This is a genomic window from Caballeronia sp. INML3B, from assembly GCF_023631305.1.
In the GTDB taxonomy this organism is placed as follows: domain Bacteria; phylum Pseudomonadota; class Gammaproteobacteria; order Burkholderiales; family Burkholderiaceae; genus Caballeronia; species Caballeronia turbans.
In genome coordinates this window covers 23344-35954 of the sequence record NZ_JALQDI010000014.1, presented here as the reverse complement: position 1 = coordinate 35954, position 12611 = coordinate 23344, and the positions used below count along the sequence as shown (strand labels likewise).

13 protein-coding genes and 5 tRNA genes are annotated in these 12611 nt (G+C 63.1%); 12 read left to right on the top strand and 6 right to left on the bottom strand.

Annotated features, from left to right (window positions below; translation table 11 throughout):
• Window positions 1-48: 48 nt before the first annotated feature.
• Window positions 49-993: a patatin-like phospholipase family protein gene (locus NCS58_RS08960; RefSeq protein WP_250538272.1), complete on the bottom strand. Its 945-nt coding sequence runs from the start codon at window positions 991-993 to the stop codon at window positions 49-51.
• Window positions 994-1198: 205 nt separating this feature from the next.
• Between NCS58_RS08960 and gltX the strand changes: the two genes are divergently transcribed.
• From gltX to NCS58_RS08925, 7 genes are all read left to right on the top strand, one after another.
• Entirely contained in the window at window positions 1199-2608 is a 1410-nt protein-coding gene (gene gltX / locus NCS58_RS08955) for a glutamate--tRNA ligase (RefSeq protein ID WP_250538271.1), read from the top strand.
• Between the two features lie 148 nt (window positions 2609-2756).
• Window positions 2757-2832 (top strand) — tRNA-Ala (locus NCS58_RS08950).
• A gap of 161 nt (window positions 2833-2993) precedes the next feature.
• Window positions 2994-3069: transfer RNA gene (locus tag NCS58_RS08945), tRNA-Glu, on the top strand.
• A gap of 71 nt (window positions 3070-3140) precedes the next feature.
• Window positions 3141-3217: transfer RNA gene (locus NCS58_RS08940), tRNA-Asp, on the top strand.
• 72 nt (window positions 3218-3289) lie between these two features.
• A tRNA-Glu gene (locus tag NCS58_RS08935) sits at window positions 3290-3365 on the top strand.
• A gap of 70 nt (window positions 3366-3435) precedes the next feature.
• Window positions 3436-3512 (top strand) — tRNA-Asp (locus tag NCS58_RS08930).
• Window positions 3513-3675: 163 nt separating this feature from the next.
• On the top strand, window positions 3676-4140 hold the full coding sequence (locus NCS58_RS08925) for a GNAT family N-acetyltransferase (protein ID WP_061121082.1): 465 nt from the start codon (window positions 3676-3678) through the stop codon (window positions 4138-4140).
• Between the two features lie 18 nt (window positions 4141-4158).
• Here NCS58_RS08925 and NCS58_RS08920 read toward each other — a convergent pair whose 3' ends face one another.
• The gene (locus NCS58_RS08920) at window positions 4159-5001 is read right to left on the bottom strand and encodes a helix-turn-helix domain-containing protein (protein WP_250538270.1); all 843 of its coding nucleotides are present in this window, start codon (window positions 4999-5001) and stop codon (window positions 4159-4161) included.
• Between the two features lie 150 nt (window positions 5002-5151).
• On the opposite strand from NCS58_RS08920, the gene NCS58_RS08915 reads away from it, so the two are divergent.
• On the top strand, window positions 5152-5568 hold the full coding sequence (locus tag NCS58_RS08915) for a gamma-glutamylcyclotransferase (protein ID WP_250538269.1): 417 nt from the start codon (window positions 5152-5154) through the stop codon (window positions 5566-5568).
• A gap of 102 nt (window positions 5569-5670) precedes the next feature.
• Here NCS58_RS08915 and NCS58_RS08910 read toward each other — a convergent pair whose 3' ends face one another.
• Both NCS58_RS08910 and NCS58_RS08905 read right to left on the bottom strand, forming a co-directional pair.
• The gene (locus tag NCS58_RS08910; RefSeq protein ID WP_250538268.1) at window positions 5671-5916 is read right to left on the bottom strand and encodes a hypothetical protein; all 246 of its coding nucleotides are present in this window, start codon (window positions 5914-5916) and stop codon (window positions 5671-5673) included.
• A gap of 234 nt (window positions 5917-6150) precedes the next feature.
• A complete protein-coding gene (locus tag NCS58_RS08905; protein WP_250490091.1) occupies window positions 6151-6786 on the bottom strand; it encodes a YdcF family protein in 636 nt (211 codons plus the stop codon).
• A gap of 353 nt (window positions 6787-7139) precedes the next feature.
• Here NCS58_RS08905 and NCS58_RS08900 point away from each other — a divergent pair, with 353 nt between their 5' ends.
• Complete coding sequence (locus tag NCS58_RS08900; protein WP_061121086.1) at window positions 7140-7451, top strand: hypothetical protein; 312 nt, start codon at window positions 7140-7142, stop codon at window positions 7449-7451.
• Between the two features lie 237 nt (window positions 7452-7688).
• Here NCS58_RS08900 and NCS58_RS08895 read toward each other — a convergent pair whose 3' ends face one another.
• The gene (locus NCS58_RS08895) at window positions 7689-7946 is read right to left on the bottom strand and encodes a hypothetical protein (RefSeq protein WP_061121087.1); all 258 of its coding nucleotides are present in this window, start codon (window positions 7944-7946) and stop codon (window positions 7689-7691) included.
• 264 nt (window positions 7947-8210) lie between these two features.
• A complete protein-coding gene (locus NCS58_RS08890; RefSeq protein WP_014191699.1) occupies window positions 8211-8612 on the bottom strand; it encodes a transposase in 402 nt (133 codons plus the stop codon).
• A gap of 422 nt (window positions 8613-9034) precedes the next feature.
• Between NCS58_RS08890 and NCS58_RS08885 the strand changes: the two genes are divergently transcribed.
• From NCS58_RS08885 to scpB, 3 genes are all read left to right on the top strand, one after another.
• A complete protein-coding gene (locus NCS58_RS08885) occupies window positions 9035-9937 on the top strand; it encodes a LysR family transcriptional regulator (protein ID WP_061121119.1) in 903 nt (300 codons plus the stop codon).
• A 73-nt stretch (window positions 9938-10010) separates the two neighbouring features.
• The gene (locus NCS58_RS08880; RefSeq protein WP_250538267.1) at window positions 10011-11246 is read left to right on the top strand and encodes a pyridoxal phosphate-dependent aminotransferase; all 1236 of its coding nucleotides are present in this window, start codon (window positions 10011-10013) and stop codon (window positions 11244-11246) included.
• Window positions 11247-11602: 356 nt separating this feature from the next.
• Entirely contained in the window at window positions 11603-12565 is a 963-nt protein-coding gene (scpB, locus tag NCS58_RS08875; protein ID WP_250538266.1) for an SMC-Scp complex subunit ScpB, read from the top strand.
• Window positions 12566-12611: the final 46 nt, after the last annotated feature.

Here is a 12611-nt window from a genome sequence, read left to right as displayed (position 1 = left end):
CCACGCGATATTGCGTGGCCTCGTTGCATTGGGCGCGCGACGAAGGGATCAGACTCGCGCGCCGCGCTCCGCAAGCTGGCGCTGCAGCGTCGGCCACATTTTGGCGACCGCTTCCTCGCCCGCGAGAATCGACGCGTTGCGCTGGCTGAAATCGCTGCTGCTCATCGCCATGAGATTCGGGCGGATCACCGCGTTCGCGTATTTGTCGAGTTCATAGGCCTTGATGGTCTGGCCCATGATCGTGAAGGTCTGCATCAGCACGTCGAACGAGCTGGACGTGAGCCCGGTTTCCGGCCGCGCCGAGATGTCGACCGCGATCACGAAGTCGGCACCCATCTTGTGCGCGAACGCTGCCGGCACGGGACTCACGAGCCCGCCGTCGACATACTCGCGATCGCCGATCTTCACCGGTTCGAAAATCGACGGCACGCTGCACGACGCCCGCACCGCGATGCCCGTGTTGCCGCGCTGGAAAAGAATCGGCTGACCGCTCTTCAGATCCGTGGCGACGATGCCGAGCGGCTTCGCCATCTTTTCGATCGGACGGTTGTCGAGCGTCTTGTTCAGGTAGTTTTGCAGCGCGACGCCCTGCAGGATGCCGCGCGTGCGAAAGGGCATCGCCCAGTCGCTGATCGAGGCTTCGTCCATGGTCAGCGCGAGCTTGTTGATCGCGATGCCGCTCATCCCCGATGCGTACAGCGCCGCGATCACCGAACCCGCGCTCGTGCCCGCGACGAGATCGATGCGCACGTTGCGCGCTTCCAGCGCCTTGATCACGCCGATATGCGCGAAGCCGCGCGCGGCGCCGCCGCCGAGCGCGAGACCGATGCGCATCGGGCGCTGCGGTCCCGTGTTCGCCGGCGGCGCGACCGGTGTGCCGGAGGCGGTCTCGCCTGACACGCCGCCCTTCGTGGTCGTACAGGCGGCGAGAATGGACGATGCGGCCGCGAGCGAGAACGCGCGCCGCGAAAGACGGGGTGACGATGAATTCAAGGTGTGCTCCGGCGATGCAGCGGGTCCCGGGCGGCCCGTCCGTGCGGGCGTTGCACACGGGCGTTGCGGGAGATCGAAAAAAGCGCGCACATCATAAAACAAAAGGCGCGCGGACCGGCGCAAAGCGGTCGGCGAGTATAATTTCGTCTCATTTTGAGCGGAATCCGAGCGCGAGCGCGCACCGCCATTCATCGAGCAAACAGCAATGACCACCCAAGTCCGTACCCGCTTCGCACCGAGCCCCACCGGCTTCATCCATCTCGGCAACATCCGCTCCGCGCTCTATCCGTGGGCGTTCGCGCGCAAGATGAAGGGCACCTTCGTGCTGCGCATCGAGGACACCGATCTGGAGCGCTCCACCGATGCATCGGTCGATGCGATTCTCGAAGGCATGGCGTGGCTCGGACTCGATTACGATGAAGGCCCTTTCTATCAGATGCAGCGCATGGACCGTTATCGCGAGGTCGTCGCGCAGATGATGGAGAAAGGGCTCGCTTACCACTGCTACATGTCGACGGAAGAACTTGACGCGCTGCGCGAGCGGCAGCGCGCCGCCGGCGAAAAGCCGCGCTACGACGGCACGTGGCGTCCCGAGCCGGGCAAGGTGCTGCCGCCGATTCCGGAGGGCGTCAGGCCGGTCGTGCGCTTTCGCAATCCGCTGACCGGCGCGGTCGCCTGGGACGACGCGGTGAAAGGCCACATTGAAATCTCGAACGAGGAACTCGACGATCTCGTGATCGCGCGTCCCGATGGCACGCCGACCTATAACTTCTGCGTGGTCGTCGACGATCTCGACATGAAAATCACGCACGTCATCCGCGGCGACGATCACGTGAATAACACGCCGCGTCAGATCAACATCCTGCGCGCGCTGGGCGGCGAAGTGCCGGTGTACGCGCACCTCCCGACCGTGCTGAACGAGCAGGGCGAGAAGATGAGCAAGCGCCACGGCGCGATGAGCGTGACGGGCTATCGCGACAACGGCTATTTGCCCGAGGCGGTGGTGAACTATCTCGCGCGCCTCGGCTGGTCGCACGGCGATGCCGAGATTTTCTCGCGTGAGCAGTTCGTCGAATGGTTCGATCTCGAGCATCTCGGCAAGTCGCCGGCTCAGTACGACCACGACAAGCTCAACTGGCTCAACGCGCATTACATCAAGGAAGCGGACAACGCGCGGCTCGCGGAGCTGACCCGGCCGTTCCTGCTGCAGGCGGGCATCGATGCGGCTGCCATCGACGGCGGCGCGCCCCTCGATCAGGCGATCGCGCTCCTGAAGGATCGCGCATCGACGGTGAAAGAGATCGCCGATAACGCCGCAATGTTCTATCGCGAGCCTGCCATCGATCCGGACGCGTTCGCGCAGCACGTCACCGATGCTGTGCGTCCGGCCATCGCAGACTTGCGTGCGGCGCTCGCGGACGTCGAGTGGAGCAAGGAGGCGATCGCGGCGGCGCTCAAGGCGACGCTCACGGCGCACAAGCTCAAGATGCCGCAACTCGCGATGCCGGTGCGCTTGCTGGTCGCGGGCACGACCCATACGCCATCGATCGACGCGGTCCTGATGCTCTTCGGTCGTGAGACCGTGTTGAAGCGTCTGGAGAAGGCGAACGGCTGACGCGCAACGGCGGATGGCTCGCGGCGGCCGCCGCGCGCCATCCATTGCGCGCATCGGCGTCAGGCGAGACAAAAAAGTTTCACTTAAGTCGTCAGAAGGTATTTACAGCTTAAAAAACGCCCTATACAATCTCGTTTCTGTTCTGCAAGGGGGTATAGCTCAGCTGGGAGAGCGCTTGCATGGCATGCAAGAGGTCAGCGGTTCGATCCCGCTTACCTCCACCAAAGAACAGGTGAAGTAACGCGAAGTTGGTTGTCCGAAAACGGAAGTCGCAAAAAATACTTCACAAGCAACGCGAAGTTGTTTAGAATCTCGGTCTTCGCTGATTGGCGGCAGTAAGTGAGTCAATAAGCGGAGCGTGGTAAAGACAGAATCACAAGTTTCTGTCCCCTTCGTCTAGAGGCCTAGGACATCACCCTTTCACGGTGAGTACAGGGGTTCGAATCCCCTAGGGGACGCCAGAACATCGGCGGCTGCTAGTAGAAAGCGCTGCAAGGCTCGCAGGTGACACGGCGGGTCGATGAAGAGAAGTGGAGCGGTAGTTCAGTTGGTTAGAATACCGGCCTGTCACGCCGGGGGTCGCGGGTTCGAGCCCCGTCCGCTCCGCCAACACTTGCGAGCAGGAACACTCCGGCTAATGAGAGCCGGTTTTTTTTCGCCGCAGGCTGCGTAGAAGTTGAAGTCCCCTTCGTCTAGAGGCCTAGGACATCACCCTTTCACGGTGAGTACAGGGGTTCGAATCCCCTAGGGGACGCCAGAACATCGGCGGCTGCTAGTAGAAGCGCTGCAAGATTCGCAGGTCACGCCGCGAATCGATGAAAAGAAGTGGAGCGGTAGTTCAGTTGGTTAGAATACCGGCCTGTCACGCCGGGGGTCGCGGGTTCGAGTCCCGTCCGCTCCGCCAAATCGTTGTGCGAAAAATCCAGCCTGTCGGCTGGATTTTTTTTGCCTGCTCGCCGGGACGATCCCTCAAGTACGCGTTCGATCCGCACTCGACCGTAATAATGGCCATTGCCAGCCCGCGCGCACTGTCTTAGTGTTTAGGCACTTGTTCTCGTGCCCGTGCGATGCTCGATCCGACCGAAGACCTCTCGCTCTATCAACTGCGCCAGGCGACCATGGCGGACTTCGCCTTCGCCGAAGCGCTCACGCACGACAACATGGTCGGTTATTACCGGCGTCATAACCTCGTGTGGCGCGGCGATCTCTTCCTCTCGAGCTGGCGCGAGTCAGAGAATTTCATCCTGCAGGCGGACGGCATTCCGATCGGCGTCATGCGCGTCACCGAGGAAGACAATTCCCTGCATATTCGCGACGTTCAAATTGCACCGGGTTATCGCGGGCGCGGAGCCGGAACGTTCCTGCTCAACACGGCGCATCGCTGGGCGAGAGCGCGCGGGCTCGCCGAATGTCAGTTGCGCGTGTTCGTCGATAACCCGGCGGCGCGTCTCTACAGTCGTCTCGGCTACCGGCCGGCCGGCTCGCGTCTCGCGCAGCTCGGCGCGATCCGGCACATGGTGCGGCGCGTCTGACGCAGGAGCGTCCGTGTCCTATGCACCGTCGATGTCGCGCGTATCGCGATCATCGCGGCTATCGCGCGCGAAAAATGCGCGCGGGCTCTCGCCAAACGCGCGACGGAACATCGCGGAGAACGCGCTCTGGCTCTGATAGCCCAGTTCGCGCGCAACCAGCGCGAGCGGGCGGCCCTGGCTCAGCAAAGGGATCGCGCGTGCGAGAACGGCCTGCTGGCGCCACTGCGAAAAACTCACCCCAAGCTCGCGTCTGAAGAGCCGCGCGATGGTGCGCGAACTCGCGCCCGCTTCGGACGACCAACGCTCCAGATCCGAATGCGACGGGTCGGCCAGCACGGCGTTGCACAAGGCGCGCAGACGCTTCTCGCTCGGCATCGGCACAGAAAGCGGCAACGGCTGCGAACGGATGATTTCATCGAGTGCGAGCGTGCCGAGCAGCCGCTCGCGCTGACGGGAAATCGCTTCGTCGTCGAGAGCGGCGATGACTTCGCGCAAGAGCGCCGACACTTCGACGACCCGGCAGGCGCCGAGTCCGGCCGGCACGACGCTCGCATCGACATACAGCGTGCGCAGATAGGCATCCTCCACGATCACGACTTCATGCGTGACATTGGGCGGCACCCAGATCGCGCGCGAGGGCGGCACCATCCAGGTGGAATCGGCGGTTGCGACGCGCAGCACGCCGCGCGAGGTGTACGCGACCTGAGCCCAGGGATGCGTATGCAGCGCGATACGCACGCCATAAGGAACCGGCCGCGACCGCACGCGAATCGGATGATCGAGCGTCGGTGAATGCTCGACGGGAATGTCGAGATGCTCGACTTCCTCGCTCGACGTTCTCGATTCGACTAACGTAGCCATGTTCGCTCAGGTTGGAGTGTGATCGGACGTGCGGAGTCATCAGGGGGCACGCGCCGATGGTAGCCGAAAGCGCTTACCGGAGCGCGCCGCGATTTTTCGCGGCGCATAATGGCCGTCGATCATCTTCCGACGACAGGAGCGGGCTTTTCGATGCAATACGTTTTCGTTTACGGCACGTTGCGCGCTGGCGAGGTCAACGATATCAACCGGGCGGCCGGGCGCAACGGCATCGCCATGCCGGAATGGATCGGCGCCGCGCATGTTCAGGGGCGGCTTTTCGACTTCGGCAGCTATCCGGGGCTTGTGATCGACGAAGAGGGCGCGCCGATTCGCGGCGACGTCTATCGCATCGACGACGCGCTTGTGCCTGTGCTCGATGAAATCGAAGAAGTGTATCCGGGCGTCGAAGGGTTATTCCGCTCGCATCGCCTGCATGTGGACGTGAATGTCGAAGGCAGAACGGATCGGATCGATTGCCTGATCTATCCGGTCGCGGCTGCCGCCGTTGCCGGACGGCCGCGCATTGAAAGCGGCGACTGGGTTTCGCACCGCGCTAACCGCGCATGAGCGTTGGCGAATACGACGTGCACATACTCTCGCGCCGCCTTCGTGCCGACGGGTCGACTGAAGGCGGCGCGTGAATGGCCCCGTGCCTGAGGCGCGCCGGGCTTACTGACTCGAGCCAGCCGCCGGCTTGTTAGGCGATTTCTTGTGATGCATCGACTTGTGCGAAGGTGTCTGCGAGCGCATGTTTTGCATGTTGTCTTGCTGCGACTGCAAATTTTGCGCACGCGATTCGATATCGGAAATCTTCGCAGGATCGGTGCTCATGGTCACGCCCTGATCGCTCTGGGCGTAAGCGCCCGATGCGACCGCGCTGAGGGACAACAGAACAGCCAGGGACACTTTCTTCATTGTTACCTCCTAGTAGCAGTTGAACCCGGGAATCGTCTGTCCGATCCGGTGGAATGACGCTTGCATCCGAGCAAAAATCGCTCCCGCCGCATCGCGGGACGTCAGCCGCGAACTTCACGCGCCTAACGTTCAGACAACGTGAATCATAAGCCCGGAATCGGGCAACGGTGTGTCGCGTGTCATGGTCGAACTGTTCCAGAGTCCTTAGCATCCGTCGCGCTGGGTGCGTCGCCGCTAGTAGAGATGCAGCCAGCGATACACATCGAAGCGCGCGAGCCCGACAAGTTCGTGCATGGCGAGTTCACTGTTCGCAAAGCCTCGGATGCGCGGAAACAACGTGACGCGATTGGGCCGCACATCCGACACATAGGGTACCGGCGCGTAGCCGAACGCCTCGAAGGCACGCAACGCGCGCCGCATGTGATACGCAGATGTGACGACGATCAAACGGTTGTCATGTGCGGGGCCCAGGATGTCGGCCACGTTGCGCGCGTTCTGGTAAGTGTTGAGGCTTTGATTCTCGCGCACAAGATCATCCGGAGCGACGCCCTGCGCGAGCACGTAAGGCGCGTAATTGTCGGCTTCGGCCTGCCCGTGGCGTTGCGGGTCGCCGCCGCTCAGGATCACCTTGCAGGACGCGCCGGTTTCGCGGCACTCGCGATACAACATGCCGATCGCGTCGATACGCCGCATCGCATTGAACTGCGGAACAAGTCCCCCTTCGCTGCGGGCCGTTCCGCCGCCCATGAGCACCATCGTCGTCCGGGGAGCGAAGGTCGGCACATCGGTATGACGATAGCCGTGCTGGGCGAGATCGAGCAGCGGAGTCGCGAGCCAGCCGGAGCCGACTGCCCACGCGAGCGCAGCCACGATGATCGCGATCTGAAAGCGGCGGCGCCGCCACAGCGCAAATAATGCAAAAAAAAGCAGCAATAAAGTGAATAGAACCAATTTGATTGGGGTAACGTATTGGTTTGAGGACAATTCGTTCCGTCATCGCGTGCTTTGGAACGCATCGGCGGTTGTCGCAGTAAAGCGCGTGATTAGCGCGCTCTCAACGGGGGCTTGTAATAGAAAGCAGCACCTAACGCAAGCGGCGGCCAAACATTCAGCTGCGAATCGCCATCGCAGACGAGATTCGGCGCGCCGCGTTTAGTCGACGTCGCGAACCGTCTTGCGACCGTCACGAGCGTCGTCATGGCTGCACAGGAAGAAAGAACGAGATGACCACGTATTCCAACGAAGTTGTACTCGAAGCACTTCGCCGAGCGCAGTATCGTCAGGTTCCCTGGGCAAAACGTCCCAACGTTTTCGACCTCCTGCGCGCGCTAGGTTTGCTCGAACTCACCCGGCAGCGCACCGTGGCACCTGCGCCCGGATTTCATGCTCCCGTCGATATCGCGGTCGTCACCGAGCGCGGCAAGCACGAATTCCTGCGCCTTTCACGTGATGAACGCTCGAGCGACTGGGATCTGCGTCGTGCGGAGCCTTACACGTTCGGTGGACAGGAAGCGGTTCTGGAGGCGCGCGTCTAGCCTGCCGGATACGCCGGAAGCGGTGGACAGTCGACGCATGGGTCGAGGGCACGTTGTCGTCGGACAAAACACCCGGCAATCGACCTGCAGTCGGCGCTCCAGCCAAAAAAGCGCCCGTGCCGCGAACGACACGGGCAGACCGGATATCACTGTTGCCACGCGCTGTTCATGGCATGGGGTGTGACTGACGCGCGCCGAAGTGGTTCCGCGAAGCGCGCATCATTGATGCAGGCGCATTCAGCGATGTTGGACATGCGGATCGCGGTCCGAATCCGGGCGAGGGCGCGCGTTGCTCGCAATGTCGCCGCGCAGATCGCCGCGCGGCGCGGGCGGCGCGGCGTCGCGATTCCGGCTGGCGCTCTGCGACGCGGCCACCGAGGCCTTCGTGCCCACATGGAAATCGGAAGCAGGCGGCGGGGGCTGGGCCTGGCTCATCGCCGCGGTGCTCGTCAGCGCGACAACGGCGCCGTGCACGAGCAGAGTCGATGCCTTCATGATGAAATCCTCGAAGCCTTCGTGGGGCCTGTTCGATCATTCACCAAGCTATGCTGTGTTCCGCAGTGGCGCTGTAAGGAATAGTAAAGAGTTGTTTCGTCGCGACGGCGCGCCGTGCGACCGTCGACACGGACAGATGCGGTCCATCGATGCCGCTAGTCGAATTCGGAAGAGAGTGGAGATCGCGAAGGCCGTGACCTGCGCGAGAGTCAGAATATCTGCGCGAGGCCGGCGGTTACCGGCCTCGAATTGAAGCAAATCCGATCAGGCCATCTTCGCCGGAGCGCGCCACGATTCCGGGTTCGTCCAGAACGCGCCGCGCAGACGATCGCGACTCGGCGGCGCCGGGGGTTTCGCGGCGCTCGACCCTATGCGTCCGCGCAGCGACACTTCACGGCCGTTGCTGGAAAGACGTTTCACGATCTCGGCGAGCGTACCGTCCGCTTGCCATTCATCGAAGCGGCGGCGGCAGGTCGGCGGGGACGGGTAGCGTCCGGGCAGCTTCGACCAGCCTTCGCCAGTCGACAGCACCCACAAAACCGCGTTCACCACGGCTCGCGCCTCGACGCGCGGACGTCCGCGCCGTTCGCTGCGTGCCGGCTCGGCACAAAACAACGCCTCGACCAGCGCCCACTCGTTATCTCTCAAATCGTCGAACAGCACCATATCTCACCTCAGCGAAGCTAACCCCGGTGCGCTGCCCCGCGCCGCGCACTCTGGGCGGAATCCGATAAACGAATGCCTGGGAAGGTCAAAGCGGTGGCGGCGGACAACGTTCAATGACCGCCTGTCGCTCCGACCTCTGTACGCAAAGAAATGCGAGAACCGTGCCATGCATGTTGCGAAATCCGGGAAACCCGCATGGCAGTAGGCTGACGCGATGCCAGCATGGCCCGTATCAGACCCGAAACAGACTGATTAAGAAATCGGGACAATCACCAATCAAGTGCAATAGGCCCATCCAGCGTGCGTTTCAGTAAATTGCTGCACCGCAGCGTAACGTACGTTCGCGCATGAAATCATACGAACCGTCGTTATACTCGCGCATGAAATCGGCTAATTGATGAGCAATTCGAATGAGTGCGCCATTGAACGTGACGTTGCGGCAACTGCGCGTCTTTATCGAGGTATCGAGGCTGCGCAGCTTCAGCCGCGCGGGTGATGAGATCGGCCTGACGCAGTCGGCGGTCAGCCGTTGCGTGCGCGAACTGGAAGGGGAAATCGGCCTCAAGCTGATCGATCGGACGACGCGTGAGGTGCTCTTGACCGACGTCGGCGCGAACCTCGTCGGCACTGTGTCGCGTCTCCTGGCGGATCTCGACGAGGCGCTGCGTGAAGTGCGCGATCTCGGGGAGCAGCGTCGCGGACGCGTGATCGTCGCGGCGAGCCCGACTGTCGCTTGCCGGCTGATGCCGCGCGTGATCGCTTCGTGCCTGCAGCAATTTCCGCTGATCACGCTGAGTCTGCGCGATGACGTTCAGTCCGATGTCCTGCGAAAGGTCAAGTCCGGCGAAGTCGATTTCGGCGTGGTGATCGGACCATTTTCCTCCGACGATCTGCATGGCGAGCCCGTAATGACCGATTCGTTCTGTCTCGTCGCGCGGCGAGATCATCCGCTCGGACGCGAGACGGCGGTGCCATGGGAGGCGCTCGCGGGCGAGCGGCTCGTCATGCTCGACTACGCGTCCGGGAGCCGGCCGATCATCGACGCCGTGATGCAGGAGCACGGCGTCGAAGCGCAAGTGGTGCAGGAACTCGGCCATTCGGCGACGGTGTTCGGCCTCGTGGAGGCGGGCGTCGGCGTGAGCGTATTGCCGTGGCTGGCATTGCCGCTGCCGGCGGACTCGTCGCTCGTTGCGTTGCCGCTCGAGCCGCGCGCCGAGCGCACCGTGGAACTCGTGCGCCGGCGCGATCGTTCGCTGTCGCCAGCGGCGGAGTCGGTCTGGTCGCTGATCGCATCGCTGCCGCGGCGTGCGGAAGACCTCGTATAAGCCGGTCTGCCGTCTCGAAAACGCGGCGCGCGCGTTAGACTTCATTTTTTTAGACAAGACGACGGGGCGAGCGATGAGTGAGTCGGAAGGAGCGGTGGTCAGCGAACTGAGTCAATTGGCCGGCCTGCACGGGTCCGGTGCGCCGAATGCCCGCGACGCGGTGCGCGCGTTGAGGCCGTCGCAGATCCGCGAGGTTGCGAACGCCGGCTTCGGCGTACCCGACGTGCTTCCGTTCTGGTTCGGCGAATCGGACCGCGTGACGCCGCAGTTCATTCGCGACGCCGCGAGCCGCGCGCTCACCGATGGCGCCACCTTCTACACGCACAATCTCGGCATCGCGCCGCTGCGCGAGTCGCTCAGCCGCTACGTGAGCGCGCTGCATGGCGCGACGGCGCCGGCGCATATCGCCGTCACGAGCGCCGGCGTGAATGCGCTGATGCTCGCGGCGCAGCTCGTCGTCGGAGCGGGCGATCGCGTCGTCGCGGTGACGCCGCTCTGGCCGAATCTCGTCGAGATTCCGAAAATTCTCGGCGCGAGTGTCGACACGGTCTCGCTGACCTATGGCGCGCGGGGCTGGACGCTCGATCTCGACCGCCTGCTCGCGGCGCTCACGCCGGACACCCGCATGCTGATGATCAACTCGCCGAACAACCCGACCGGCTGGACGATGACGCGCGAGCAGCAACGCACCGTGCTGGAGCATTGCCGCCGTCACGGCATCTGGATCGTCGCGGACGAAGTCTACGAGCGTCTGTATTACGGCGATGGCGCGCGCGTCGCGCCTTCTTTCCTCGATCTCGCCGCGCGCGACGAGCGCGTGATCGCGGTGAATTCGTTTTCGAAGGCCTGGCTGATGACCGGCTGGCGGCTCGGCTGGCTCGTCGCGCCGACGCAACTGATGGACGATCTCGGCAAGCTCGTGGAATACAACACTTCGTGCGCGCCGTCGTTCGTGCAGCAGGCGGGCATCGTCGCGGTCGAAGAGGGCGAACGCTTCACTCAGGCGCTCGTCGCCGATTTGCGCGCGAGCCGCGATCATCTGGTGAAGGCGCTGAAGACGATCCAAGGCGTCGATGTTCGCGCGCCCGATGGCGCGATGTATCTGTTCTTCTCGCTGCCGGGCGCGTCCAGCAGTCTCGATCTGTGCAAGTCGCTCGTGCGCGAAGCCGGCCTCGGACTCGCGCCGGGTAGCGCGTTCGGCCCGGAAGGCGAAGGCTTCGTGCGCTGGTGCTACGCGTGCGATCCGGCGCGGCTCGACGCGGGTGTCGAGCGTTTGCAGCGTTTTCTGGCGGCGCGCGCCGTCACCTGAGTCGTGCCGGCGCACGCCGGTCGGTCAGGACCGGCGTCGAGTGAGTTCGGCCGACGATCAAGCGATCACCTTTACGCCCCGGTTGTTTTTGCGTAATATGGCGCTCAGTCACGCGCTTTCGCCTAGGAAAGCGCCACCTCGTCCGGCTGGGATGGCCCGGCGATTCGCTCACCGATCGCCCTTTACCGCCTCTCCCCGGTGCGTGCTCCCAATCAATATGACCGATTACAATCGGGCGAGCGCGTCTTGAAACTCCGCGTCCAGCTTTATCGTTCGCACCAGTTTGGTGGCGTTCGGTCCTGCGCAAGCCCGATTTTGAATTGAATCATTGACCATACAGGGTTGACCCAAGCTGCATGAATACCCAAGAGGCGAAGATCGTCCTCGAGACTGCCTTGATCTGCGCGCAGGAACCGCTGAGGCTGAATGAATTGCGCAAGCTGTTCGCCGACGACATTTCGGCGGATACCGTTCGCACGTTGCTCGAAGCGCTCAAGGCCGACTGGTCGGGACGCGGCGTCGAGCTGGTAGCGCTTGCCTCGGGCTGGCGTTTTCAGAGCAAGCCTGCCATGCGGGGCTATCTCGACCGGCTGCACCCGGAAAAGCCGCCCAGGTATTCGCGGGCCGTACTCGAAACGCTGGCAATCATTGCGTATCGGCAGCCTGTAACGCGGGGCGATATCGAAGAGATTCGCGGCGTGACGGTGAACACGCAGGTCGTGAAGCAACTGGAAGACCGTGGCTGGATCGAAGTGATCGGTCATCGCGATGTGCCGGGCCGCCCGGCGCTGTACGCGACGACCAAGCAGTTTCTCGACGACCTCGGCCTGAGCGCGCTCGACGAGCTGCCTGCGCTGGACAATCCGGCGGCGCAACTCGAGGCATCGCTGCTCGCGCAGCATTCCATCGAATTCCCCGACAGCATTGCCGGGGACGCGCAGCCGGCCAGCGCCCAGACGCACGGCGTGCCGGACGCAATGAATAACGGGGAACACGATGCGTTCGCGCCGGTCAACGCCGTTGAAGCGATGCAATCGGCTCAAACCGTCGAAACCGAAGTGCCCGGCGGCGATGAGAGCGCAGCCGATGTCTCGGTGAAGCAAGAACAGGCAGAAGAACAGCAGGAAACACTCGGAGTGGAACATTTCGATGCGCGAGATGAGCGCGTCGCATTGCCGCCCGGGATTCACGCGCAGCCGCTGAGCAGCGCGCACGACGCACCCGCGTCGTTGCCGCGTGAAGAGGAACGAGACGCGAGTCCATCGAACGACGCAGAACTGGACGACGACTCCGAAGAACCGAAGGCGCGCCGCGCCTGACGCAAATTGCAAGGCCCCTGATCTCGCAACCCGGCTCTCCATAAAG

Excerpts from the sequence above, each read along its gene's own strand:
- gltX (WP_250538271.1), top strand. The coding sequence starts at position 1,199 with ATGACCACCCAAGTCCGTACCCGCTTCGCACCGAGCCCCACCGGCTTC.
- NCS58_RS08925 (WP_061121082.1), top strand. The coding sequence starts at position 3,676 with ATGCTCGATCCGACCGAAGACCTCTCGCTCTATCAACTGCGCCAGGCG.
- NCS58_RS08920 (WP_250538270.1), bottom strand. The coding sequence starts at position 5,001 with ATGGCTACGTTAGTCGAATCGAGAACGTCGAGCGAGGAAGTCGAGCAT.
- NCS58_RS08915 (WP_250538269.1), top strand. The coding sequence starts at position 5,152 with ATGCAATACGTTTTCGTTTACGGCACGTTGCGCGCTGGCGAGGTCAAC.
- NCS58_RS08910 (WP_250538268.1), bottom strand. The coding sequence starts at position 5,916 with ATGAAGAAAGTGTCCCTGGCTGTTCTGTTGTCCCTCAGCGCGGTCGCA.
- NCS58_RS08900 (WP_061121086.1), top strand. The coding sequence starts at position 7,140 with ATGACCACGTATTCCAACGAAGTTGTACTCGAAGCACTTCGCCGAGCG.
- NCS58_RS08895 (WP_061121087.1), bottom strand. The coding sequence starts at position 7,946 with ATGAAGGCATCGACTCTGCTCGTGCACGGCGCCGTTGTCGCGCTGACG.
- NCS58_RS08890 (WP_014191699.1), bottom strand. The coding sequence starts at position 8,612 with ATGGTGCTGTTCGACGATTTGAGAGATAACGAGTGGGCGCTGGTCGAG.
- NCS58_RS08880 (WP_250538267.1), top strand. The coding sequence starts at position 10,011 with ATGAGTGAGTCGGAAGGAGCGGTGGTCAGCGAACTGAGTCAATTGGCC.
- scpB (WP_250538266.1), top strand. The coding sequence starts at position 11,603 with ATGAATACCCAAGAGGCGAAGATCGTCCTCGAGACTGCCTTGATCTGC.